Annotated in this window: 29 protein-coding genes; 15 read left to right on the top strand and 14 right to left on the bottom strand. The window is 54.7% G+C overall.

The genetic code is table 11. From position 1 onward, the window contains the following. The first annotated feature begins 3 nt into the window (after positions 1-3). On the top strand, positions 4-864 hold the full coding sequence (locus tag TA5113_RS11055) for a D-amino-acid transaminase (RefSeq protein ID WP_058314937.1): 861 nt from the start codon (positions 4-6) through the stop codon (positions 862-864). A gap of 67 nt (positions 865-931) precedes the next feature. On the opposite strand, the gene TA5113_RS11050 is transcribed toward TA5113_RS11055, so the two are convergent. Genes TA5113_RS11050 through TA5113_RS11040 form a run of 3 tightly spaced genes read right to left on the bottom strand, consistent with a single transcriptional unit; the run spans position 932 to position 2,359 of the window. Next, positions 932-1,246, bottom strand: a complete 315-nt coding sequence (locus TA5113_RS11050) for a DUF1244 domain-containing protein (RefSeq protein ID WP_058314938.1) — start codon at positions 1,244-1,246, stop codon at positions 932-934. A gap of 4 nt (positions 1,247-1,250) precedes the next feature. After that, on the bottom strand, positions 1,251-1,601 hold the full coding sequence (locus TA5113_RS11045; RefSeq protein WP_058314939.1) for a 5-carboxymethyl-2-hydroxymuconate Delta-isomerase: 351 nt from the start codon (positions 1,599-1,601) through the stop codon (positions 1,251-1,253). 11 nt (positions 1,602-1,612) lie between these two features. Further along, the gene (locus tag TA5113_RS11040; protein WP_058314940.1) at positions 1,613-2,359 is read right to left on the bottom strand and encodes an N-formylglutamate amidohydrolase; all 747 of its coding nucleotides are present in this window, start codon (positions 2,357-2,359) and stop codon (positions 1,613-1,615) included. Positions 2,360-2,477: 118 nt separating this feature from the next. On the opposite strand from TA5113_RS11040, the gene pyk reads away from it, so the two are divergent. The 3 genes from pyk (at position 2,478) to rplT (ending at position 4,880) form a co-directional block, all read left to right on the top strand. Then, entirely contained in the window at positions 2,478-3,926 is a 1,449-nt protein-coding gene (gene pyk / locus TA5113_RS11035; protein WP_058314941.1) for a pyruvate kinase, read from the top strand. A gap of 374 nt (positions 3,927-4,300) precedes the next feature. Continuing rightward, positions 4,301-4,501 (top strand): 50S ribosomal protein L35, encoded by a 201-nt coding sequence (rpmI, locus tag TA5113_RS11030; RefSeq protein ID WP_058315745.1) that lies wholly within the window; start codon positions 4,301-4,303, stop codon positions 4,499-4,501. Positions 4,502-4,514: 13 nt separating this feature from the next. Next, entirely contained in the window at positions 4,515-4,880 is a 366-nt protein-coding gene (rplT, locus tag TA5113_RS11025; protein ID WP_058314942.1) for a 50S ribosomal protein L20, read from the top strand. 74 nt (positions 4,881-4,954) lie between these two features. Here the strand turns inward: rplT and TA5113_RS11020 are convergent, their stop codons facing one another. Further along, positions 4,955-6,106: an NnrS family protein gene (locus tag TA5113_RS11020; protein ID WP_058314943.1), complete on the bottom strand. Its 1,152-nt coding sequence runs from the start codon at positions 6,104-6,106 to the stop codon at positions 4,955-4,957. 143 nt (positions 6,107-6,249) lie between these two features. Between TA5113_RS11020 and pheS the strand changes: the two genes are divergently transcribed. Together pheS and pheT are read left to right on the top strand one after the other, a co-directional pair. After that, positions 6,250-7,320 carry a phenylalanine--tRNA ligase subunit alpha gene (pheS, locus tag TA5113_RS11015; RefSeq protein WP_058314944.1) on the top strand — a complete coding sequence of 357 codons (1,071 nt, stop codon included), beginning with the start codon at positions 6,250-6,252 and terminating at the stop codon, positions 7,318-7,320. A gap of 36 nt (positions 7,321-7,356) precedes the next feature. Next, positions 7,357-9,768 (top strand): phenylalanine--tRNA ligase subunit beta, encoded by a 2,412-nt coding sequence (pheT, locus tag TA5113_RS11010; RefSeq protein WP_058314945.1) that lies wholly within the window; start codon positions 7,357-7,359, stop codon positions 9,766-9,768. Between the two features lie 46 nt (positions 9,769-9,814). Here pheT and TA5113_RS11005 read toward each other — a convergent pair whose 3' ends face one another. Next, on the bottom strand, positions 9,815-10,708 hold the full coding sequence (locus TA5113_RS11005) for a LysR family transcriptional regulator (protein WP_058314946.1): 894 nt from the start codon (positions 10,706-10,708) through the stop codon (positions 9,815-9,817). A gap of 124 nt (positions 10,709-10,832) precedes the next feature. Here TA5113_RS11005 and TA5113_RS11000 point away from each other — a divergent pair, with 124 nt between their 5' ends. Further along, positions 10,833-11,465 (top strand): class I SAM-dependent methyltransferase, encoded by a 633-nt coding sequence (locus TA5113_RS11000; protein ID WP_058314947.1) that lies wholly within the window; start codon positions 10,833-10,835, stop codon positions 11,463-11,465. Positions 11,466-11,558: 93 nt separating this feature from the next. Then, positions 11,559-12,008: a YtoQ family protein gene (locus TA5113_RS10995; protein ID WP_058314948.1), complete on the top strand. Its 450-nt coding sequence runs from the start codon at positions 11,559-11,561 to the stop codon at positions 12,006-12,008. Positions 12,009-12,085: 77 nt separating this feature from the next. Here TA5113_RS10995 and TA5113_RS10990 read toward each other — a convergent pair whose 3' ends face one another. Next, complete coding sequence (locus tag TA5113_RS10990) at positions 12,086-12,790, bottom strand: glutathione S-transferase family protein (protein ID WP_058314949.1); 705 nt, start codon at positions 12,788-12,790, stop codon at positions 12,086-12,088. Between the two features lie 146 nt (positions 12,791-12,936). Here TA5113_RS10990 and mscL point away from each other — a divergent pair, with 146 nt between their 5' ends. Beyond that, entirely contained in the window at positions 12,937-13,368 is a 432-nt protein-coding gene (gene mscL / locus TA5113_RS10985) for a large conductance mechanosensitive channel protein MscL (RefSeq protein ID WP_058314950.1), read from the top strand. 79 nt (positions 13,369-13,447) lie between these two features. After that, positions 13,448-14,224, top strand: a complete 777-nt coding sequence (locus tag TA5113_RS10980; RefSeq protein ID WP_058314951.1) for a mechanosensitive ion channel family protein — start codon at positions 13,448-13,450, stop codon at positions 14,222-14,224. 47 nt (positions 14,225-14,271) lie between these two features. On the opposite strand, the gene TA5113_RS10975 is transcribed toward TA5113_RS10980, so the two are convergent. Beyond that, complete coding sequence (locus tag TA5113_RS10975; protein WP_058315746.1) at positions 14,272-14,553, bottom strand: DUF1330 domain-containing protein; 282 nt, start codon at positions 14,551-14,553, stop codon at positions 14,272-14,274. A gap of 55 nt (positions 14,554-14,608) precedes the next feature. Here TA5113_RS10975 and TA5113_RS10970 point away from each other — a divergent pair, with 55 nt between their 5' ends. Further along, the gene (locus tag TA5113_RS10970) at positions 14,609-15,523 is read left to right on the top strand and encodes a LysR family transcriptional regulator (protein WP_082625868.1); all 915 of its coding nucleotides are present in this window, start codon (positions 14,609-14,611) and stop codon (positions 15,521-15,523) included. A gap of 31 nt (positions 15,524-15,554) precedes the next feature. On the opposite strand, the gene ald is transcribed toward TA5113_RS10970, so the two are convergent. Beyond that, positions 15,555-16,673 carry an alanine dehydrogenase gene (ald, locus tag TA5113_RS10965; protein ID WP_058314952.1) on the bottom strand — a complete coding sequence of 373 codons (1,119 nt, stop codon included), beginning with the start codon at positions 16,671-16,673 and terminating at the stop codon, positions 15,555-15,557. A 139-nt stretch (positions 16,674-16,812) separates the two neighbouring features. Between ald and TA5113_RS10960 the strand changes: the two genes are divergently transcribed. Continuing rightward, positions 16,813-17,271 carry an Lrp/AsnC family transcriptional regulator gene (locus TA5113_RS10960; protein WP_058314953.1) on the top strand — a complete coding sequence of 153 codons (459 nt, stop codon included), beginning with the start codon at positions 16,813-16,815 and terminating at the stop codon, positions 17,269-17,271. A gap of 68 nt (positions 17,272-17,339) precedes the next feature. On the opposite strand, the gene yghU is transcribed toward TA5113_RS10960, so the two are convergent. Together yghU and rpsU are read right to left on the bottom strand one after the other, a co-directional pair. Beyond that, positions 17,340-18,203 carry a glutathione-dependent disulfide-bond oxidoreductase gene (gene yghU, locus TA5113_RS10955; RefSeq protein WP_058314954.1) on the bottom strand — a complete coding sequence of 288 codons (864 nt, stop codon included), beginning with the start codon at positions 18,201-18,203 and terminating at the stop codon, positions 17,340-17,342. A gap of 139 nt (positions 18,204-18,342) precedes the next feature. Then, complete coding sequence (gene rpsU, locus TA5113_RS10950) at positions 18,343-18,549, bottom strand: 30S ribosomal protein S21 (RefSeq protein WP_005614280.1); 207 nt, start codon at positions 18,547-18,549, stop codon at positions 18,343-18,345. A 126-nt stretch (positions 18,550-18,675) separates the two neighbouring features. On the opposite strand from rpsU, the gene TA5113_RS10945 reads away from it, so the two are divergent. Further along, a complete protein-coding gene (locus TA5113_RS10945; RefSeq protein ID WP_058314955.1) occupies positions 18,676-19,347 on the top strand; it encodes a COQ9 family protein in 672 nt (223 codons plus the stop codon). Positions 19,348-19,368: 21 nt separating this feature from the next. Next, positions 19,369-20,349, top strand: a complete 981-nt coding sequence (locus TA5113_RS10940) for an NAD(P)H-quinone oxidoreductase (RefSeq protein WP_058314956.1) — start codon at positions 19,369-19,371, stop codon at positions 20,347-20,349. Positions 20,350-20,458: 109 nt separating this feature from the next. Here the strand turns inward: TA5113_RS10940 and TA5113_RS10935 are convergent, their stop codons facing one another. Next, positions 20,459-21,097 carry a ribonuclease T2 family protein gene (locus tag TA5113_RS10935; RefSeq protein ID WP_058314957.1) on the bottom strand — a complete coding sequence of 213 codons (639 nt, stop codon included), beginning with the start codon at positions 21,095-21,097 and terminating at the stop codon, positions 20,459-20,461. Between the two features lie 134 nt (positions 21,098-21,231). On the opposite strand from TA5113_RS10935, the gene TA5113_RS10930 reads away from it, so the two are divergent. Next, positions 21,232-21,996 (top strand): DUF1013 domain-containing protein, encoded by a 765-nt coding sequence (locus TA5113_RS10930; protein WP_058314958.1) that lies wholly within the window; start codon positions 21,232-21,234, stop codon positions 21,994-21,996. 52 nt (positions 21,997-22,048) lie between these two features. On the opposite strand, the gene TA5113_RS10925 is transcribed toward TA5113_RS10930, so the two are convergent. From TA5113_RS10925 to recR, 3 genes are all read right to left on the bottom strand, one after another. Further along, positions 22,049-22,432: a VOC family protein gene (locus tag TA5113_RS10925; protein WP_058314959.1), complete on the bottom strand. Its 384-nt coding sequence runs from the start codon at positions 22,430-22,432 to the stop codon at positions 22,049-22,051. Positions 22,433-22,503: 71 nt separating this feature from the next. Continuing rightward, positions 22,504-23,157: a DUF2306 domain-containing protein gene (locus tag TA5113_RS10920; protein ID WP_058316712.1), complete on the bottom strand. Its 654-nt coding sequence runs from the start codon at positions 23,155-23,157 to the stop codon at positions 22,504-22,506. 82 nt (positions 23,158-23,239) lie between these two features. Further along, the gene (gene recR, locus TA5113_RS10915; RefSeq protein ID WP_058314961.1) at positions 23,240-23,830 is read right to left on the bottom strand and encodes a recombination mediator RecR; all 591 of its coding nucleotides are present in this window, start codon (positions 23,828-23,830) and stop codon (positions 23,240-23,242) included. Between the last annotated feature and the right edge of the window lie 60 nt (positions 23,831-23,890).

Here is a 23,890-nt window from a genome sequence, read left to right as displayed (position 1 = left end):
ATTATGACCCGTACCGTATATGTGAATGGTGAATACCTGCCAGAAACCGAAGCAACGGTTTCCATCTTTGACCGTGGTTTCCTGTTTGCCGATGCGGTGTATGAGGTGACTTCCGTGCTCGATGGCAAGCTGATCGACTTTGAAGGTCATGCTGTACGTCTTGAGCGCTCCTTGAATGAGCTCGACATGCAAGCGCCTTGCACCAAGGAAGAGCTGCTGGAAATTCACCGGAAACTGGTTGAGCTGAATGGCATCGAAGAAGGTTTGATCTACCTACAAGTGTCACGCGGGTCTGACGGTGATCGTGATTTTGTGTTCCCATCTGAGGATACAAAACCAACACTCGTTCTGTTCACCCAGAATAAGCCGGGTCTGGCGAATAGCTCAGCGGCCCAAAAGGGCGCGAAGGTGATTTCGATTGAGGACATCCGCTGGGGCCGCCGCGATATCAAGACCGTTCAACTGCTTTACCCATCCATGGGTAAAATGATGGCGAAAGCTGCCGGTGCAGACGATGCTTGGATGATCGAAGACGGTTATGTCACCGAAGGTACATCAAACAACGCCTATTACGTCAAAGACGGTGTGATCGTGACCCGTCCTTTGTCCAACGACATTCTGCATGGCATCACGCGGAAAGCGGTTCTGCGACTGGCGGAAGAAGCGCAGATGAAGATCGAAGAGCGCTTGTTCACCATCGATGAAGCAAAAGAAGCGGATGAAGCCTTCACAACATCTGCATCTGCATTTGTTATGCCTGTTGTCGAAGTAGATGGTGTCGCGCTGGGCGACGGTACGCCGGGCCCAATCGCAAAACGTCTGCGCGAAATCTATCTGGAAGAGTCCCGCGCTCAGGCGATCTAAGCACTTTCAGGTTCGACCCGAGATTTAAGGAAGAATGGGCAGGTTTATGATCTGCCCATTTTTGTTGTCACTTCTGATCTGTGACGTTTTCTTTAAAGGACGTCTTAAACGCTTTTTGCTGATCCGCGGACGCATCCGTTTGGTAGTTGGTTTTCCATTCGGCCATGGTCATGCCGTAGAAAATTTCTCGGGCTTCGTCCTTGCCCATCTCAATTCCACGCGCGTTAGCCGCTTCTTGATACCAGCGGCTCAGGCAATTTCGACAGAACCCGGCAAGGTTCATCATGTCGATGTTCTGGACGTCAGTGCGTTTTTCCATAAGATGCTCGCGCAGGGTGCGGAAGGCTGCGGCTTCCAGCTCGATCCGGGTTTGGTCATCCATGAGTTTATTCCTCCTTGAGAACGCGGCGGGCGTAGATATCGCGTTGAATTTCGACGGGTGCAACTGACAGCGCACCGACCTCCGGCAAATGCTTTAGCAAAACAGCAAGCAAGTCTTCGGCCAACTTGCGTTGCACTTCGGGCGGGCGACCATCCATCAGGCGCAGCGTGATATGGGCAAAGCCGGGCTTCGTCGCGCCAGACACTGTATGATCGCATGCCACTGAGCGTGCGCGAATGTCTTGCCGCCCGAAAACACCGCTTGAAGCCGCGGTCTCAAACAAGGCGTGCACCAGGGCACCGATGTCGTGGTCGTCAGACAATTCTGATGAATGCTCTAACACGAGATGTGGCATCGAAACTCTCCTCAGTATCCACTGCGCGCGAGCGCATCATTTAAGATTGGGGCCAAACGTGTCGCCCACGCGTGTTGCTCTTTGGCGTTGATGATCAAGTCCTGACGCAGCTCAATAAGTGTGTTCAAGCGTCCCATTTGCAAGGCCAGTCGATCCACTGCATCCCCGGGAAGGTGGCCATGATAGGGCTCATTATCCCCGACAGTAAGGTCATTTTCTTCGCGCAGGCGCTCAATCACATGCGGCCCCAGATTTCGCGGATCGTGAGCGGCGTGCAAGATCGCCACTTCCCATGGGCGTGGCGCTTTGCCGTTAAGGCGCGGTGAGAAACTGTGCATCGCAACTATGATCGGGTCATCGCGCTGTGAGGCCACGCGCTCAATCGCATCATTGTAGGGCTTGTAATATGTCTCAAGCCGTCTTTGCTCTTCCTTGACATCAATCTCGGCATTGGCCGGGATCAGAGTGCCATCATAAAGGCGCATAATGAGGGTTGGGTCGACCTCACCGCGATTTGGGTCAATCACCAGTCGGGAAAAGTCGGATGCTACCACTGGGGCATCCATGAGTTCGCCAAGGCTCAGGGCGACGCCAAGCGCGCCGATGTCGTAGGCGATGTGGCGCTGCATATCAGCGGGGGCGAGACCTAAGTCGCCTCCGTTTACCTCTTCGGGCACGCGGTTAGAGGCGTGGTCCACGGTGATCACCCATCGGCTCGCGCGGGTTTCACCGTGGATTTGATAAAAGTTCTGTGTCATCAGCCTGTCGTTTCCTTCCCCTAGGCATTATTTCAGACGCGCCGAAAAGGGAATTGCGTAAATCGCGCTGACGTTATAGTTAGCGGTAACATTTATTCGCTAGGGACACGAAAATCCGATGAGACGCCTACGTAACGTCAAGATTGTAGCCACGCTGGGACCAGCTTCTGAAACTTACGAAACAATCCGCGCGTTGCATGAGGCCGGTGCGGACACGTTCCGTTTGAACATGAGTCACGGCACGCACGAAGAGATCAAAGAAAAGCACAAGATCATTCGTCAGGTGGAAGAAGACCTCTCGAGCCCGATCGCCATTCTTGCGGACCTCCAAGGTCCAAAGCTACGCGTTGGCGTTTTTGCCAATGATGAGGGTGAGGATCTTGTTGAAGGTGAGAAGTTCCGCCTCGATCTTGACGACACTGCCGGTGACATCAATCGCGTGAACCTGCCACATCCTGAGATTTTCGAAGCCCTAAAGCCGGGTGCGCACCTTTTGGTCAATGACGGCAAGATCCGTCTGCGTGTTGAGGACTGCGGGAAGGACTTTGCGGATTGTATCGTTGTGACTGGTGGCCGGATTTCCAACCGCAAGGGCGTGAACGTACCTGATGTGGTGCTGCCATTGGCTGCGTTGTCCGTAAAAGACAAAAAAGACTTGGAGTTTGTCGCCGAGTTGGGTGTTGACTGGCTCGCACTTTCTTTCGTGCAGCGTCCTGCAGACGTTTTGGAAGCGCGCGAATTGGTGCGCGGCCGTGCATCCGTTCTTTCCAAGATCGAGAAGCCAACCGCGGTTGAGAACTTCGATGAGATCCTCGAAGTGTCTGACGGCATCATGGTTGCCCGTGGCGATTTGGGTGTTGAGCTGCCGGTGCAAAACGTGCCGCCAATCCAGAAGCGTTTGGTGCGTAAGTGCCGTCGGGCCGCAAAGCCAGTGATTGTCGCGACTCAGATGCTTGAAAGCATGATCGAAAGCCCAATGCCGACGCGCGCGGAAGTTTCGGATGTTGCGACAGCCATCTATGAAGGTGCAGACGCGATCATGTTGTCAGCGGAATCTGCAGCGGGCGATTATCCAATTGAAGCGGTCACAACGATGAACAACGTTGCCGTCGAAGTGGAAAGCGACCAAACCTATCGCGAAGTGATCGAAGCCTCTCGGACCAGCAAAGGCGAAGAGGTTGCGGATGCGATCGTTGCCGCTGCCCGTGAGATTGCGGAAACCACAGAAGTGAGCGCGATTTGCTGCTTTAGCCAAAGCGGTACAACCGCATTGAAAGTTGCACGCGAGCGTCCTCGCGTGCCGATCATCGCAATGACAAGCCGCCTGAACACCGGACGGCGCTTGGCTTTGACTTGGGGCACAACCTGCGTGATTACGCCAGAACTGGATCGCTTTAAGTCTTGCGTTGTGGCTTCTGTTGGCGCTGCAAAACGTCTTGAGATGGCCACTGACAAGGATCAAGTCGTTGTAACAGCAGGTCTGCCTTTCAACATGCCGGGCACCACAAATATCGTTCGCGTCGCGCCCTGTGATGAACGTTTGATTTTGGCCACCGAACCCGAGTAATCTGTCCCCATCGACACTCTTTATTAGAGAGGGAAGATGGGACCTGATGCAATTTTAACGATTGGCCTTGTTTTAGCGACTTTTTCAGTGCCCGCCTTTCTGTCAGCTATGGCGGATGGGCGGTCCACGCGAGCGGCGTCGCTAAGCGTTTTGTTGGCGGGGTGCGCGGTAGTGTACGCATTGACAACCAAGCCCGGTGGCTATTCAGGCGAGGAAATCCCTCGTGTGGTCATCGGAACATTGGCGAGCCTTATAAAATAAACGAATCCTCTTGCAGGATTTGGAATCGGGGCGTATACGGCGCCTCTATCCGCGCGTCCGGCTGAGTGGCATGCCGAGTCGCGTTTGTACCGACGAATATGAAGGAGACGGAAATGCCTAAGATGAAGACCAAATCAAGCGCCAAAAAGCGCTTTAAGATGACGGCAAGCGGCAAAGTGAAAGCTTCGCAAGCTGGCAAACAGCACGGTATGATCAAGCGCACGAACAAGTTCCTGCGCAACGCACGTGGCACGACAACTCTGTCTGCACCTGATGCGAAGATCGTTAAATCATACATGCCATACGCACGCTAAGGAGCTCTGAACTATGTCCCGCGTTAAAGGTGGTACCGTAACCCACGCCCGTCACAAGAAAATCGTCAAGCAAGCGAAAGGCTACTACGGCCGTCGCAAGAATACCTTCAAGGTAGCGTCCCAGGCGGTTGATAAAGCAAACCAATACGCAACACGTGACCGTAAGAATCGTAAGCGTAATTTCCGCGCTCTGTGGATCCAGCGTATCAACGCAGCTGTTCGTGCACATGACGAAGCACTGACATATTCCAAATTCATCAACGGCCTGAACCTGGCTGGCATCGAAGTGGACCGTAAGGTTCTGGCGGACCTCGCCGTACACGAGCCAGACGCGTTCAACGCAATCGTTGACCAAGCAAAAGGCGCACTGGCTGCTTAATGCAGCCGCCCAAGTTGCTTTGAAAATTGATACAAAAGCCCGTGACATTGTCGCGGGCTTTTTTGTTGTTGGGTTTATGGGAGCGGTCTCGCCAGCACCGGTACATATCGCCATAGCAATGTGCCATAGCCAACTGTCCAGATGATCGCCGCCGCGCTAAACAGCGACACATTGGTCGGAGCAAAGCTGGTCGCAGTTAACAAAACAGCTGAAACGAAAATACCTGCGAACCCCAGCGCATCCTTGGAGTCTCCCTTAATCGGGTGAATCGCTTGCGTGAGTGCGATTCGTGCCAACACGGCTATGGGCATCAGGCCCATTGCACCTGCAAGCCAGGCGTAAATCGCAGCGCTGGTGGGGAAATCGGGGCGAATTATGCTCATTGCAAGCAGCCCAAGGCCGATGGGTACAAACAAATAGGCGCCCTGCAAGGAGATCAGCAAAGGCTCTTTCCAAAGCATGATCCGCTGCCAACGAATCCAGCGCGCGGCGTTGAACAGTCCGGCGATCCCGAGGCCAATCGCGCTTATCGGGTTTTCGGGATGCATGGCCCACAAAAGCAGCGCAGGCGCGGTGACCGTCAGGGTTGCTGCATCCAAGACATCAAAAAACGGGGTCAGTCTCGGGTGGTGTTTGGCATTCAACCAATTACGCGTAAACAGTGCGAGAACGCGCCCACCCACAAGGGCGATCATAAGAACGACCAGCGCGATTCCAAACCTTGCGGCGGGATGATGCACCGCTGCTCCATAGTTCGATGCTCCCAAATGAAACGACGCGTTCGCAATCGCGCAGAGACCGGCAACCACCGCGAGGGGTAAGTTGTGCGGGGCTTTCCCCCGGATCAACAATTGCGCTGACCGCACTGCGATAAAGCCTAAGAAACCCAGGTCGATCAGCAGGACCAACGACGCAGGCAGTTCCGCCGCAAAGAAAACCGCAAGACGCCCAGCGATCCAAACAAAAATCAACCCAACCAACCCGCGACCGGTGGCAATCGGATGACCTGCCCAATTGGGAATTGCGACCAGCATAAAACTTGCTAGCGCGGCGCCACCGAAGCCAAACACCATTTCATGCACAAACCAATCGATTCCCAACCATGGGTGGGGCCGGGCCACGACGCCAGTCACAATCATTGCCCAAAGCGCCATGCAAATCGCGGACCAAGCCATCGCGCAAAGGATCATGGGGCGATATCCGTCTGACATGAGTGTTTTGAACATATTGCCCCGTCCAGTCCTGTGATTTCCGTCACCATAAAGGCCATATGGCCGGGAAATTCAATTTGTCATCCGCCAAGCTGCGCTCCTATCTTGCACCCGCTTGTGCAAGCCGTTAGCAGAGGACAACGAATTTGGAGGCCTCCATGGACGATCTCAGAGATAAATATATCGGTCTGATTGCAGATGCAGCGGATGAGGCCGCAATCGAAGACCTGCGTGTGCAAGCGGTGGGTAAGAAGGGCGAGATTGCCCTGAAGATGCGCGAGCTGGGCAAAATGACCCCAGAAGAGCGTCAGGTGATGGGCCCCAAACTGAATGCCCTAAAAGACGAGATCAACTCTGCGCTCTCTGCAAAGAAATCCTCGCTGGCCGATGCAGCGCTGGAAGAGCGCCTGAAAACCGAATGGCTCGACGTGACCCTGCCGGGCCGTGGTCGTCGTCAGGGCAGCATTCACCCGATTTCGCAGGTCACCGAAGAGGTCACAGCGATCTTTGCTGACATGGGTTTTGCGGTGGCCGAAGGCCCGCAGATCGAAACCGATTGGTATAACTTCGACGCGCTGAACATTCCGGGCCACCACCCGGCGCGTGCGGAGATGGATACGTTCTATACGCACCGCGCGGAAGGCGACAATCGGCCTCCACACGTGCTGCGCACGCACACCTCTCCGGTTCAAATCCGTTCCATGGAAAAGACCGGCGCGCCAACGCGGATTATCTGTCCGGGCCGCGTCTATCGTGCGGACTATGACCAGACGCACACACCGATGTTCCACCAAGTGGAAGGCCTGGCCATCGACAAAGACATCTCTATGGCGAACCTGAAATGGGTGTTGGAAGAGTTCCTGACTGCCTTCTTTGGCACAACGGTTAAAACCCGTTTCCGCGCCAGCCACTTCCCGTTCACGGAACCATCTGCCGAAGTCGATATCCAGTGCAGCTGGGAAGACGGCTCTGTGAAAGTGGGTGAGGGCGACGATTGGCTCGAGGTTTTGGGGTCCGGCATGGTGCACCCGAAGGTTCTGGCCGCTGGCGGTATCGACGCAAACGAATACCAAGGCTTTGCCTTCGGCATCGGGATCGACCGCTTGGCGATGCTAAAATACGGCATCCCTGACCTGCGCGCCTTCTTTGACAGCGACTTGCGCTGGCTACGCCACTACGGCTTTGCGTCTTTGGACCAGCCGACCCTTCATGGCGGCCTTGTGCGCTAATCGCATTCAACCGAAATTGACTGACGGAATAGACCGATGAAATTCACGCTCTCTTGGTTGAAAGATCACCTGGACACCGACGCAAGCCTCGATGAAATCCTCTACGCCCTGACCGACCTAGGTCTAGAGGTGGAAGAGGTTGTGAACCCTGCAGATCGCTTGAAAGAGTTTACCATCGCCAAGGTTCTGCACGCCGAAAAGCACCCGGATGCGGACAAGTTGAAGGTGTGTAACGTTCTGACCGACGAAGGCGAAAGCCAGATTGTCTGCGGCGCGCCAAACGCGCGTGAAGGCATTACCGTGGTTCTGTGCAAGCCGGGCTCCTACATTCCTGGCCTCGATATCACCATCAAAGTCGGCAACATCCGTGGTGTTGAGAGCCATGGCATGATGGCCTCTGAGCGTGAGCTGGAACTGTCTGACGAGCATAACGGTATTATCGAGCTGCCGTCTGGCGAAGTGGGCGAGAAATTTGTCGACTGGCTGGCGGCGAATGATCCATCCAAAGTCGACCCAGTGATCGAGATCGCGATTACGCCAAACCGCCCGGATGCGCTGGGCGTGCGCGGAGTGGCGCTCGATTTGGCGGCGCGCGGTCTTGGCACCATGAAGCCTGCGAAAACCGCTGATGTTTCCGGATCCTATGAGAGCCCAATCGGTATCTCTATCGATGACGACACCCGCGAGAACGGCTGCCACGTCTTTGCAGGTCGTTTGATCAAAGGTGTCAAAAACGGACCATCGCCTAAGTGGCTGCAAGACAAACTCGAAGCAATTGGCCTGCGTCCGATCTCCGCCCTTGTGGATGTGACCAACTTCTTCACTTTCGACCGCAACCGTCCACTGCACGTGTTTGACGCGGACAAAGTCAAAGGTGACCTGCGCGTGCACCGCGCGGCGGGTGGTGAGACCCTCGTTGGTTTGGACGAAAAGGAATACACTTTCTCAGCCGGTCAGGTGGTGATCTCTGACGATGAAGGCGTTGAAAGCATCGGTGGTATCATGGGCGGTCTGGCGACAGGGTGCACCGAGGAAACCACCAACGTCTTCCTTGAAGCGGCGGTTTGGGATCACGTTCAGATCGCGACCACAGGTCGTGCCCTAAAAATCAATTCCGACGCGCGCTACCGCAATGAGCGTGGCATCGACCCGGCTTTCAATATGGAAGCGCTGGATCTAGCGACAGCAATGATCATGGAGCTTTGCGGTGGTGAGCCATCCAACGTGGTGACCGCTGGTGAAGTGCCGGATGTCAGCCGTGCCTATAAGCTCGACACAGATCGCGTGCAGTCTTTGGTGGGTATGGAAATTCCAGCCGTGCAACAGCGCAAGACACTGGAAGATCTGGGCTTTGTGCTGGAGGGGGACATGGCGCAGGTTCCGTCTTGGCGTCCTGACGTTCTGGGCGAAGCGGATCTGGTGGAAGAAGTCGCTCGTATCGCGTCCCTGACCAAGCTGGAAGGCAAGCCGATGCCACGCACCCAAGCGGGTGTGCCACAGCCAATCCTGACCCCGTTGCAAAAACGCGAACAGATTGGTCGCCGCACCACCGCGGCGCTGGGCTATAACGAATGCGTCACTTATTCCTTCATCGACAAGAAATCCGCGACCCTCTTTGGCGGCGGCGATGACGCGACCATGCTGGAGAACCCAATCTCTAGTGAGATGAGCCATATGCGTCCGGCGCTTCTTCCTGGCCTGTTGCAAGCAGCAGCACGTAACCAAGCGCGCGGCTTTGCGGATATGGCATTGTTTGAAGCGGGGGCCGCTTTCCATGGCGGCGAGCCAAGCGAACAACATCTCCAGGTCAGCGGCCTGCTGGTGGGTCGTACCACCGGTCGAGATGTGCATGGTGAAAGCCGTGACGTTGATGTGTTTGATGCGAAAGCGGATGCTGAGGCGGTGCTTGCCGCATTGGGCGCGCCTGCGAAAGTGCAAATCCTGCGTGGCGCTGAAGGCTGGTGGCATCCGGGCCGTCACGGCAAGATCTGTTTGGGTCCAAAGAAGGTGCTTGGCATCTTTGGTGAACTGCACCCGAAAGTGCTCTCCGAAATGGGCGTGAAAGGTCCGGCTGTGGGCTTCACAATCTTCCCAGAAGAAATCCCATTGCCGCGTAAATCTTCTGCGACTCGTCCGGCGCTCGAGCTGAAGGATCTGCAGGCAGTCGAACGTGACTTTGCCTTTGTGGTGGATAGCGCGGTTGAAGCGCTGACATTGGTCAATGCTGCGGCTGGCGCCGATAAAGAACTGATCGAAGCGGTCCGTGTCTTTGATGAGTTCACCGGCGAAACGGCCGAGGCGCAAATGGGCGAAGGCAAAAAGTCCATCGCTGTGACGGTGCGTCTGCAGCCAAAGGACAAGACTCTGAAAGAAAAAGATATCGAAGCGGTTGCCGCCAAGATCATCGAGAAGGTCAGCAAGGCGACTGGTGGTACGCTTCGCGGATAAGCGGGTCAGACCCTAAGAGTTCAAACCCCTGCGCCTTGCGCGGGGGTTATTTTTTGCGCGCGAGAAACTCTGCCAGCATGTCATAGACCAATCGTATGCGACGACTGGTGTGCAGCTCTCTGTGAGTCACTAGCCATGTCGGGAAAACAATTGGATCTGCTTCGGGCAGCAGTTTTACCAAATCTGGATATCGATCGGCAACGTGTTCGCTCATCGCCGCGATCCCGAAACCTTCAACGCAAAGTTGCCAAGCGACAAGGCCATTTGCCGACCCGATTCGGAAATTGTGATCCGTTAGATCAATGCCAAGGGGCTGCAAGAAGCCTTTCATCGCTTCCTTGTCGCCAAACGAGATGAATTCGAAATTCGAGAGATCTGCGAAGTCTTTAGGGTGACCATGCTTCTGAAGATAGCTTTTACTGGCGTAGAAATAGGCTTTGGGTTCCGCCACAAGGCGCGCGATCAAATCTGGCTGTTCCGGGCGCACATGCCGAATGGCGATATCCGCTTCGCGGCGCATAATGTCCTGCACATCATTTACGGCGACAATGTCGATAGAAAGATCCGGCGCAGCTGCGCGCAGATCCTTGAGCACCTCGGGCAGCAGGTAGCCAGAGAAAACATCTGACGCGGTGATCCGAATTTCGCCTTCAATGGCCTGAGATTGACCCTGCGCGACCAGCGAAATCCGATCGGCTGCCAGACCCATATTCTGTGTATGCTCAAGCATCTCTACGCCGGCTGTAGTCAGCTCCAGCGTCCTGCCGATGCGCTCAAACAGCATCACACCCAACTCCTCTTCAAGGGCCGCGACCTGGCGGCTGAGAGTGGGTTGTGTCAATCCAAGCTCCCGCGCGGCGGCGCTGAGCGAACCGGTTTCGGCGGTCGCTAAGAAGGCGCGGATGTGGTTCCAATCGGGTTGTTTGGGCGATGTGCTCATACGGATATGTATAAGGAGGCTGCGAATTTCGGCAATTCCTTATGTTTTTTGTATCGGTATTCTTACCGCAACAGATGATTGCGGTGCCATTTCAGCCGCGCATTAGGATGAAAAGGACGCCGAAATGGTAAACCAAGAACAGTTTTGGGACGGGATTGCGCCAAAATACGCGAAGTCGCCGATCAAAAACATGGAGAGCTATGAATACACGCTCGACCGAACTCGTAGCTATTTGAAAGAGAGCGATCTGGTGTTGGAGATCGGTGCTGGGACGGGCTCGACGGCGCTTTTGTTGGCGGATGGCGTAGAGCAGATCGTAGCCACGGATATTTCTGAAAAGATGCTTGCGGTTGGGCGCACCCGCGCGAAAGAGCAGGGCGTTGAGAACATCCGTTTCCAGCGCACTGAGGCAGATAGTTTGCCCGAAGGGCCATTCGATGCGGTGATGGCGCATAATCTGCTGCACCTCGTGGAAGATCTACCGGGTACGCTGCAAGCATGCCATGAGGCTCTAAGTCCCGGCGGCTTGCTGATCTCAAAGACTTTCGTGAGACCAACCAAAGGCTTGCAGTTGATGTACCGGTTCATGCGTGTGGTGCTGCCGGTGATGCAATGGCTTGGAAAAGCGCCTTATGTGGCGATTTATACGGTGCAAGAATTCGAGCAAGCCTTTGAGCGCGCGGGCTTTGAAATCATTGAAACAGCCAACTATCCAGCCACCGAAGCGCGGCGGTATATTGTTGCGCGTAAGCGGTGACACCAACAACTGGACTTATCGATAAAAATCGCCAGCCGCTGGACGCTCTGACGCTTTCGATCAATAGTGCCGCCGAAGAATTGGAGGCATATTATGACCCTAAAGGTTTACCTATCCGGTGAGATCCACACCGATTGGCGTGAGCAAATCGTTGAAGGCGCAAAAGGCTTGGACGTTGCGTTTGATGCGCCCGTCACAGATCACGACGCTAGCGACGATTGCGGAGTGCGCATCTTGGGTTCAGAAGATCAGAAGTTCTGGCACGACCATAAGGGCGCAAAGCTGAACGCCATTCGAACACGCAAAGCCATTGCTGACGCAGATGTCGTCGTGGTGCGTTTTGGTGAGAAGTATAAGCAATGGAACGCCGCTTTTGATGCAGGCTATGCATCCGCATTGGGCAAATCGCTTATCGTATTGCACGGCGCTGATCATCAGCACGCGCTGAAAGAAGTCGACGCTGCGGCTTTGGCGGTTGCCGAAGATCCAATCCAAGTTGTGCAAATGCTGCGCTATGTTCTGAGCGGTGCTCTGCCAGACTAATCGACCTTAGGAATTGAAGCGGCGGGGGCCCTAGGCGTAAGTCGCATAGGTATGTTCCCGCCGCTTCGCTTTTGCAATCAACCTTCGCGAGGAGGGATATTGCTACCTTTCACGACGGATGGACGCGTATTGAACCGCTCGATGTAAGCTTGGATATTTGGAAGGTCTGGCAGGCCAACCAATTCCACCGCTTCATAGAAGGTCAATGCCTTGAGCCAAGGCACAATTGCGATGTCCGCGATTGAGAAGAAATCTCCGGCGATCCAGTCCTGGCCATCGAGTTGTTTTTCCACGACCGCCAGCAAGCGTTTTGCTTCACTGATGTAGCGCTCGCGAGGACGCGGGTCCTCGATTTCGCTACCTGCGAATTTCACGAAGAAGCCCATTTGGCCAAACATTGGTCCAAGGCCGCCCATTTGGAACATTAGCCACTGAAGAACGCGAGCCTTGTCCTCACCAGTGTCGCCCAGCAGCTTGCCGGTTTTTTCCGCGAGGTAGATCAGGATTGCACCGCTCTCAAAAAGACCGACCGGTTTCCCCTCTGGGCCATTTGGGTCGATGATTGCCGGAATTTTATTGTTGGGATTGAGGCTTAGAAACTCCGGGCTCTTCACGTCGGCGTCTGACAACGTGACCAGATGCGGTTCATACGGCAGCTGTAGCTCTTCCAAAGCAATAGAGACTTTCACCCCATTTGGGGTCGGAAAGCTGAACAGTTGCAGGATTTCAGGGTTGGCGACAGGCCATTTTTTGGTGATGGGAAATGAAGATAGATCGTTCATTGTGACTTCCTTGCTTCTATAGGGGGGAAGATATGAAGAAATTCCCGTCGTTTTAGTCGCATTTGCGTGCGTTTATGTGCAACGTCATGTGCACCGATGCAAAGTTTGTGCATTGGTGTCAATGTGGGACTAGAGGGGAAACAAAAATGTTGAAAGAATTTAAGGACTTTATCGCCAAGGGCAATGTCATGGACATGGCCGTTGGTATCATCATCGGTGCAGCGTTCACAGCGATCGTCAAATCTATGGTGGACGACCTGATCAACCCAATCATCGGCCTCTTCATGGGCGGTGTGGACTTCGTGAATAGCTACCTTGTTTTGGCGGGCGATGTGCCCGCGGGTGCAACTTTGGAAGCAGCCCGGGAAACCGGCGCGTCGGTCTTCGCCCATGGTGCATTCATTATGGCGATCATCAACTTCCTGATCATCGCTTTCGTGGTGTTCATGCTGGTGCGCTACGTGAACAAAGCAAAAGAAGCAGCAGCGAAAGAAGAGGAAGTTGTGGAAGAAGCAGCACCAGCGGGTCCAAGCGAGCTGGATGTTTTGCTTGAAATTCGCGACTCATTGAAGAAGTAAAGAACGGAAGGTCCGCGTCATGCGGTTCCGAAGTGGACAGGGCCGGGATCATCCGGCCCTTTTTTATAATAGGTGAAACATGGAAGCTTTGTTGATCAGCGCGGGTAAGGCGCTGGTGGTTTTGGTGGTCGGTTGGACTTTGGCAGGATTTGTGTCCGGTCTGGTGCGCCGCAGAGTGATGGCAAGCGAGACAATTGATGACACGATCGGCAATTTCGCCGCGTCTATCATCCGCTGGGTCATCTTGCTGATCGTTGCGATTGCGGTTTTGGGGATCTTCGGGATTGAAGCCACAAGCCTGGTCGCGATTATGGGTGCGGCCACCTTGGCTATCGGGATGGCCTTGCAAGGAACGCTGGCAGATTTGGCAGCGGGGTTCATGCTAATCTTGTTCCGCCCCTACAAGTTGGGGCAATTTGTCGATGTTGCAGGCACAGCTGGCACTGTCAAAGACATCAACCTGTTTGTTACAGAACTGGTGACGCCGGACAATGTGCAAATCATCGTGCCAAATGGCCAGGCATGGGGTTCGGTGATTACCAATTTCTCCCATCACGAAACGCGTCGCTGTGATTTGGCTTTCGGCATCGATTACGGTGACGACATTGAGAAAGCGAAAGCAATCATCACGAAGCTCGCAGGCGCTGACAGCCGTGTCCTGAAAGATCCAGAACCTTGGGTGCGCGTCACCAATTTGGGGGATAGCTCTGTCGACCTAACGGCGCGTCTTTGGTGCGATGCCGCTGACTATTGGGAACTGAAATTCGGCATGACCCAAGCGGTGAAAGAAGCCTTTGATAAAGAAGGTATCTCGATCCCTTACCCACACACAGTGGAAATCAAACGCGAGGCATAAAGCCTCAAGGAGGCGGGCCCCAAATTAAACGGGGCCCGCCGTCTTTCTTACATGAGCACGATGCGAGAGTCGCCTGCGGCCTGGCGCATTTTGTGCACCTCAGCGATCTCCGGGTCATTGATCCAACCCAGCGCGGCCTCGCGGTTCTCAAATTGCAGAATGACTGTGACGTTTGGGGCGGCACCGTTTCCTTCAATCACCTGCGCGTCGCCTGAAACGGCGAGTGGACTGACACCATGTTTGGCCATGGCGGGGCCAGCGACTTCGCGATAGGCAGCAAGCTTATCGGGGTCGGTGACGGTGATGGTCACCATTGCATAAGCGGTCATTTTTAAATCCTCTTGCTTGTTGCGGCAAACATAGGTGTCAGTCGAATGATCGAAAATGATCATTGATGCGCTTATGTTGTGCGTTTACGATCAAGTTATGTTGGATTGGAATGACCTGAAATTTGTCCTCGAAACCGCGCGCCAAGGGGGCACCAGCGGCGCCGCGCGGGCATTGGGTGTAAACCATGCCACGGTGGCGCGTCGTATCTCGGCAGCAGAAACGGCGCTGGGTGCGCGGTTGTTTGAGCGCTTGCCCAGTGGCTATGTGACCACCGATGCGGGAATGGATGCCGTGCGAACTGCCGAAGCCATGGAAGCGATGCAGGCGGACTTGGACCGGCAGATCGGTGCACGCGACACAGAACTGCGTGGGCTGTTGCGTGTGACAGCTTCGCAATTGCTGTTCCAGCGCTGCCTCGCGCCGATCATCAAAGATTTCGGAGACGCCTATCCAGAGATTGAAGTGAAGCTCATGGCCACAAATGAGTCTCTTAATCTCGCTCAAAGAGAAGCAGACGTCGCGATCAGGTTTTCGAAAAGCCCGCCGGATACTTTGGTTGGGAGGCGATTGTTTGAGCAGCGGGGCACGGTTTTTGCTTCGCGCGCTATGCTTGATCAGGACCCAAGAGGAGAAGCGCCATTGGATTGGGTGCGTTTTGCCCATTGGCCGGGACCACCCGCGGAAATCAAAGCGGTGCGAACCCTGAGGCCGCGATTAACAGTGGATGATATGACCGCCGCCATTGGCGCAGTGCGTGCAGGGATTGGCGCAACGCGGATGTCGTGTTTCTTAGGGGACCCTGATCCTGATCTTGTACGGGTGCCGGGTATGCCGATTTTCGCGCAATTGCCGCTCTGGGTTCTGACCCATGCGGATTTGCGCGATGTGCCACGTATCCGCGTATTCTTAGATTTTGTGACCAAGCGCTTGCTTGAGCTACAGCCGCTCTTTGAAGGTCGCGTAAAGTAAAAGGGGCACCCGATGGATGCCCCTTTCAGTGTTAGTTTTTGAGTGCCAGTGTCGGCGCGATCACATCGATCCCCAACGCTTTGCCGACTGCATAATAGGTCAGTTGACCAGCGTGTACGTTCAGACCGTTGAGCAGGTGAGGGTCGTCCTCACACGCCTGACGCCAGCCTTTGTCCGCAAGGTTTAGCAGGAACGGCAGCGTTGCGTTGCCCAAAGCTTGGGTGGACGTCCGAGCAACAGCACCCGGCATGTTGGCCACGCAGTAGTGCATCACGCCATCTACTTCGTAGATTGGGTCTGCGTGTGTTGTTGCCTTGGAGGTTTCAAAGCAACCACCTTGGTCGATCGCAACATCCACCAGCACTGCGCCCGGTTTCATTTCGGACAGCTGTGCACGAGAAACCAGTTTCGGAGCCGCCGCACCTGGGATCAGAACCGCACCAATCACCATATCCGCTTCGCGCACCAGCTCGGCGGTTGCGCCAGCGGTGGAGTATTGGTTCTTGAAGGTGCCACCATAGACGTCGTCCAGGTAGCGCAGGCGATCGAGGCTGCGGTCCAGAACCGTTACGTCTGCGCCCATACCCGCAGCGATTTTTGCCGCGTGGGTGCCGACAACACCGCCGCCGATGACGACAACTTTCGCCGGGGCAACACCAGGTACGCCGCCCATCAGAACACCGCGGCCACCATTGGCTTTCTGCAATGTCCATGAACCCACTTGTGGGGCCAGACGACCCGCAACTTCAGACATTGGCGCAAGCAGTGGCAGACCACCACGTGCGTCGGTCACGGTCTCATAGGCAATGGCCGTACAGCCGCTTTCCAGCAGGTCTTTGGTTTGCTCTGGATCCGGCGCAAGGTGCAGGTAAGTAAAGAGCAGTTGGCCTTCGCGAAGCATCTTACGCTCAACCGCTTGTGGCTCTTTCACCTTCACGATCATATCCGCAGTGGCGAAGATTTCCTCCGCGGTATCTAGGATGACGGCACCGGCATCGAAGTAGTCTTCGTCCGTGAAGCCAGCACCAAGACCTGCACCGCGTTGGATCACCACATCGTGTCCGTGGTTCACAGCCTCACGTGCTGCGTCAGGGGTCATGCCGACGCGGAACTCTTGAGGTTTAATTTCAGTTGGGCAACCGATTTTCATTGTATTTTTCCCCGTTAAATCGATGGCTTTACTATGGGGAAGTTGAATTCAAAGGTGCTTCTTTATTGAGCGAAATGAAAACGTGCATTTCGAAGATTCTTCGTGTATTTTTCAATAAACCGCACAGGAATTCGCAAAAATGTCGTTAGATGACACGGATCGTCGCATACTCAAGGTGCTGCAGAAGCGGGGCCGAATCTCAAATGCAGAGCTGTCCGAAGCTGTAAACCTGTCACCATCAGCCTGCCATCGGCGCGTGCATAGCCTAGAAGACCAAGGGTATATCCGCGACTATGTGGCCTTGCTGGATGCACGCAAAATGAACGTGCCAACAACGGTATTTGTGGAAATCACTCTGTCGGGACAGGCCGATGAAGTGCTGGAAGCTTTTGAAAAGTCCGTCGCGCGCATCCCTGATGTTTTGGAGTGCCATTTGATGGCTGGAACGGCGGATTACATTTTGAAAGTGGTGGCGGAGAATACGGAAGACTTTGCACGTATTCACCGCCAGTATTTGGCGCGTTTGCCCGGGGTGGCGCAGATGCAAAGCTCTTTTGCCTTGCGGACGGTGTTTAAAACAACCGCTTTGCCGGTTTGAATGGGGGGAGGGGCGTTGCCCCTCAGCGCTGATGCGCTTTCACCCCAGAGTATTTTTGCAAAGGTGAATTAGCTGTTCTCCAGCTTATCTTGGGTCTTGGTGTCAAAATCACTGGCATCGTGGCGCTCGTGGAGCTGCATTTCAGGCTCGCCAAAGGCACGATTCACCATACGGCCCCGCTGCACGGCCGGACGGGCGGCGATCTTTTTGGCCCAGGCCATCACGTTTTTGTAGCTTTCCACATCCAAGAACTCGGCGGCACCATAAAGGCGGCCAAGAACCAATTGGCCATACCAAGGCCAGATCGCCATATCCGCGATGGTGTAGCCTTCACCTGCAATGAAGGGTTTCTTTGCAAGCTCACGATCCAGGACATCAAGCTGGCGCTTTGTTTCCATGGTGAAACGGTCAATCGGGTATTGCCATTTTTCTGGGGCATAAGCGTAGAAATGGCCAAAGCCGCCACCCAGATAAGGCGCGCTTCCCATCTGCCAGAAAACCCAGTTCATGGTTTCTGTCCGTCCCGCAATGTCGGTCGGGAGGAAGGCATCAAACTTTTCCGCCAAATAGAACAGGATGCTTGCGGATTCAAAAACACGCTGGCCGGTTTCAGTATCGAACAATGCTGGAATTTTGGAGTTTGGGTTGATCTCAACAAATCCACTGCCGAATTGGTTGCCGTCAAGGATCTTGATCAACCAAGCGTCATATTCTGCACCAGCATGGCCCGCGGCGAGCAATTCCTCGAGCATGATCGTGACTTTCACGCCGTTTGGCGTCGCCATGGAATGCAGCTGAAGAGGGTGTTTGCCGACAGGCAGTTCTTGATCGTGCGTTGCGCCTGCGATTGGGCGATTGATGCTCGCGAATTCGCCGCCGCTTTCTTGTTCCCAAGTCCAGACTTTTGGCGGAGTGTAGGTGGTATCTGACATGATGCGTCGCCCTATTGGATATCGTTTCCAAGAACCTAGGGTGGCGGCGGCCTTCCTCCAAGGGTTGATGGCAAAAGAAAACCCCCAAGGCCTGAGCCTTAGGGGTTAACTATTCATCTGTGTCCAAAGCTGGGGTTGCTTAGAGCAAACCTTCGCGCTGTGCTTTCTTACGTGCCAGTTTACGGGCACGGCGGATCGCTTCAGCTTTTTCACGCGCTTTTTTCTCGGACGGCTTCTCGAAATGTTGCTTGAGCTTCATTTCACGGAAGACACCTTCACGCTGCAGCTTTTTCTTCAGGGCACGAAGCGCCTGATCGACGTTGTTGTCGCGAACACTAACCTGCATGTGGTTTTCACCACCTTTCTAAGTTGAAGTTGCAATAAAGATTGCAGGAGCCCGCCCTATAGCAAAGGGCAATTGTTCTGTCTATTATGTGCACGAACCGCCAATGCCAACCACGGAAGTGCTGTTATGAGCGAAGACTTGAAGACTAAACTGATGAATGCCGCTGTGAACCATGTGGCTTTTGATGGTTGGTCTCAGGAGAGCTTTGAGGCGGCCATTCGAGATACTGATGTGAATCCGGTTGTTGCGAAAGCGATTTGTCCACGGGGTGCTGTTGATCTTGCGGTTGCTTACCACAAGGATGGTGACGCGCGCATGGTGGCGGCCTTGAAGGACGCTGACCTGACCGAGATGCGGTTCCGCGACCGGGTGGCTTTTGCGGTGAAATTGCGGTTGCAGCTTTGTGAAGACAAAGAAGTGGTAAGGCGGGGGACGACGCTGTTTGCTTTGCCACAATACGCTGGCACCGGTTCGGGTTTGATCTGGGGCACTGTGGATGCGATTTGGACCGCGTTGGGCGACAGTTCTGAAGACATCAATTGGTATTCTAAACGCGCGACGCTGAGTGCTGTCTATGCCGCGACGGTGCTATACTGGCTTGGTGACGACAGCGAAGATCATAAGGCAACTTGGAGCTTCTTGGACCGTCGCATCGACAATGTCATGCAGTTTGAAAAGGCAAAAGCGGCATTCAACAAGAGCCCGCTGGGCAAGATTTTTGCGGGGCCAATTTCTGCGGTCAGCCGTGTTCGACCGCCTGAGCCCGCGACCAATATGCCAGGGCGTTGGCGCAGCTAACTAAATTCGGAGACTTCCTATATGAGCGATGTGATGCGCGCGGTTGAGATTACCGAGCCCGGTGGGCCTGAGGTCTTGCAAATCAGTGAACAGTTTGTCCCGGTTCCCGGCTCCGGCGAAGTGTTGATCAAAGTGGCTTATGCGGGTGTCAATCGCCCGGATGCTTTGCAGCGGGCTGGTTTGTATCGGCCACCGCCATCGGCAAGCCCACTGCCGGGCTTGGAATGCGCCGGAGTTATTGTTGCCGTTGGACCGAACGTTGCAGGCTGGAAAGAAGGTGACGAAGTCTGCGCTCTTCTACCCGGTGGTGGCTATGCGGAATACGTGCTGACGCCATCGGCGCATTGTTTGCCAGTCCCCAAAGGAATGGCTTTGCGCGAGGCAGCGTGTTTGCCCGAGACTTTCTTTACTGTCTGGAGCAACGTTTTTGATCGCGGCGGACTTAAGGCAGGGGAAACCTTCCTAGTGCATGGCGGTAGTTCCGGGATCGGCACCACGGCGATCCAACTGGCGAATGCGTTCGGTGCTCGTGTTTTTGCAACCGCCGGGTCCGAAGAGAAATGTGAGGTTTGCCGTCAGCTCGGTGCAGAGCAGGCGATCAATTATCGTGAAGCGGATTTTGTAGAGGTATTGAAGGCCGAAGGCGGGGCAAACCTTATCCTGGATATGGTGGGCGGGAGCTATCTTCCGCGAAACATCAAAGCGCTGGCGATGGAGGGGCGGTTGGTTCAAATCGCGTTCCTACAAGGCCCAAAGGTTGAACTGAACTTTGCGCAAATCATGTTGCGTCGTTTGACAGTCACAGGATCTACCTTGCGTCCTCAGAGTGATCTGGCAAAGGCAAGAATCGCAGAAGAGCTTCTAGAGAAAGTCTGGCCCTTGCTAGAGGGCGGCCGTGTTGCTCCGGTGATGGATTCTGAGTTCTCGCTGGAAGACGCGGCAAAGGCGCATGCTCTTATGGAGGGCGGGTCGCATATTGGTAAGATTGTTCTAAAGGTCTGAACCGCAGCGCGATTGCACGCAGCGCCATAGAAGCTCGGCATTTTCAGTTCCAGGGCCCGTCTTGGAAAATTAACGAATTACGAAGGAGTTAATCCCTCGCTGCATGCGGCTAGCGAACAGGATCAAAGCGTGCACTGTCTATGCTGCAATCTTTGATCACATCACGTCCGCAGGGCACAGGTGTGAGGTCTTTGGACAAACACACCCGCGCTTCTTGGATGTAACCTTGTTTGCAGGTGACGGTCAGGCCGTCCGCTGAAAGGGTTGGATTTTCTTTCAAGAAGGCTTCTTCGATCAGACGCGCGGGCAGACGGACGGCGTTGTCGAGTTTGCGGAAAATTTGCGGGCGTTGAATGCTGCCATAGGCTTCTCGGGAGAGTGTGAAATACTCCTCCGCCGAAAGTCCTGAACAGGTCCCGTGCTTCTTCCACTGATGCCATGCGAGGCCAGATGTGCCCATGATATCGGCCATATCTGACGTCATACGCCGCGAGGGCGCTCTTTCCGCAGTTGGGCAATAGCTCGGCCAGCCGCGATGGAATTGGGGCCAAAGCCCATGCAAAATCCAGCCATGATCTTCGCTAGCGTCACATTGCGGAGAGTTTTTCGCGTCCCCTTCAATAGCGCACCAGTTGGGTGACCAGCTAAGCGCCATGACGTAATAGTCAAACACGCCTGCCTTTTCGCCTTCCGCTTGGGCGTTTACCGCGATGCCACAGGCTAACAGAGCCGAAACCAGAAACCGCATTCACTCTTTCCTTTTGTCACTTGGGGCACTATATCGGCTTCAAGTTCCCCGACAACGGAAACCCGCATCCCCTCAAAAGGATGCCGTCAGACCCAAAGTCTGGCGAGGGGACACCTGTATTCTAGGAGGCCGATATGGCGAAACCGATTATGGCAAAAGCCACCGCTGTGTGGTTGGTTGATAACACCACAATCAGCTTCAAGCAGATTGCGGACTTCGTGGGCATGCACGAGTTGGAGATCCAAGGCATCGCAGATGGTGATGTGGCGGCAGGCGTGAAGGGTTTTGACCCGATTGCCAACAACCAGCTCACTCAGGACGAGATCGACGCGGCCGAAGGCAGCCCGCTGCACAAGTTAAAACTGAAGTTCAACGCAGCTGCGGTTGGCGAAGAAAAGCGCCGTGGTCCACGTTACACGCCGCTGTCCAAACGTCAGGACCGCCCGAACTCGATCCTGTGGTTGGTGAAGTTCCACCCAGAACTGACAGATGGCCAGATCGCGAAGCTGGTGGGCACCACCAAGCCAACCATCCAATCCATCCGCGAACGCACCCACTGGAACATTGCGAATATGCAGCCGATCGATCCGGTCGCGTTGGGTCTGTGTAAGCAATCTGAGCTGGACGCAGCGGTTCAGAAAGCAGCGGCGAAGCAAGCGGCTGAGGGCAACGTGATGTCTGATGACGAGCGTCGCAAGCTGGTGTCCACAGAACAGTCTCTGGAAATGGACGCGGAACCACGTATGCCGACATCCATTGAAGGTCTGGAAACCTTCACCTTGGGTGGCGACGATACTGCGGGTCTAGACGACCCGCGTGCGGATGACGAAGAGAAAGACTTCTCTGACGCTGACAGCTTCTTCGACCTGCCAGGCGACAGCGACGACGAACAGCCATAATTGGCGCGACAATCGACTGTAGAAGACCCGCAGCTTTGCGGGTCTTTTTTTATTAAACGCCAGTCGGCGAGCAGATCTCAATCAAAAAGCCATTCGGGTCTTTGACGTAGGAAATCCGTTGGCCCCAAGGTTGATCAACGGGCTTAGAAACAGGAGTTGCTCCTGCGCCAGTCGCTTTTTCAAAACTCGCGTCGACATCGGATGTTTCAAAGGCCAATTCAAAGACCGGATCTTGTAGGGCGGCGTCGCCAGGTGATTTTCCAAGATTGCGCATAAGGGACTTTGCCGAAAACGCGATTTTGGTGTCACCGGTAATGAGTTCCCCATAATCCCCAGCCTCATGAAGGAAACCGATTTCAAAGCCAAATGCAGCGTGGAAAAATTCTAACGAGGATTTGACGTTGCCGACGTAGAGAATGGTGTATTTAAAAATCATTTGGGGGCCCTTTTATGAGATACCATAAGGCCCCCCGCTGACAGGTTTTGACAAGTGCTGAAACGCGGCCGCTAAGTTGCCGCGGTTTTCTTTGTTCTGGGGCCGGCGATGATTTTCTCGGCCGCAATGATGCCGATCATCCATCCGAGGATCATCATTGCATCTGCGATTTGCGGATCAAATCGCCCCATAAGTCCCGTCGCCACTGCAATGAGGTAGCTTTGGATGCCGGACGCAGCTGCTAAGGAATAGCCACGGATCATCCAGGCGCGGTGAACGGGGATATTTTTTCGAATGGCAGCGAGGACCCCCAAGACGACAAACGTCGGTATGGCGATGCCAAAGACAACGCGGCCGATGTCGATCATGAAAGATGCCGCGCTGTGGGAAGGATAGAGAAAAACCATCCAAACTCCATAGAGCGAGAAGATGATTGCACTCACTGCAGCGCTCCAGCCAATGCGGCGGTGTAAGATGCGATGTTTGCGCCGCAAGCCCGGCGACATTTGCAATGCGCCCAGAACCAAGAACAATGACCCAAAGATCACGTGCATCAAGATCGGGACAGGCATATCAAAAAAGCGCAATTCATCAGCGTCTGTCACAGCCGCAAGATCCGTCGTGGCCAGAACTACCGTGCGATAGATGCTTGCCGCGATGGGCATAACGCCAAGAAGGACGAGTAGGATTGGAATGCGCCACGTGGTTTGTCTAAGAACGGTCATGGGTATCTCCTTTGCTGGGAGTTCTCTCATGAATGGCTTTATGCGAAAATTGGCGAAATTAGCATCTCACATATGCAGAAATTTAGACAGGCTTCCGGGCTTTCAGGGCAGCTGTGATTGTGCCCTCGTCTAGGTAGTCGAGCTCGCCACCCACGGGCACGCCTTGCGCCAAAGAAGAGACTTTGACCTGATGTTCGAGTTGGTCCGCAATGTAGTGGGCGGTGGTTTGGCCATCGACGGTTGCGTTGAGGGCAAGGATCACCTCTGTGACGCCTTCAGTGGTGATGCGGTCGACCAAACGGGGAATGGAAAGGTCTTCGGGACCAACGCCCTCTAATGCGGACAGTGTACCGCCAAGCACGTGGTAGCGACCTTTAAAAACACTGGCGCGTTCCATCGCCCACAGATCGGCGACGTCTTCGACCACACAGATCTCACCAGTTGCGCGGGTCTCATCTGCACATATGTCGCAAATGTCTGACGTGCCGATATTGCCGCAGTTGAGGCACTCTCGCGCCGTTTCAGCAACGCGTGCCATGGAATCTGCAAGTGGGGTCAGAAGCAGCCCACGTTTGCGGATCAAGTGCAACACTGCGCGTCGGGCAGAGCGGGGACCGAGGCCCGGCAGGCGGGCCATCAGGTCGATGAGATTTTCGAGATCGCTGCTGCTCATTCTGAGGGCCTACTCTGCTGCACCGGTTGTGCCGGTTTTGAGTATTTATACAAAGAAGAA

The organism is Cognatishimia activa, assembly GCF_001458335.1.
In the GTDB taxonomy this organism is placed as follows: domain Bacteria; phylum Pseudomonadota; class Alphaproteobacteria; order Rhodobacterales; family Rhodobacteraceae; genus Cognatishimia; species Cognatishimia activa.
This window is presented reverse-complemented; position numbering and strand designations above follow the sequence as displayed.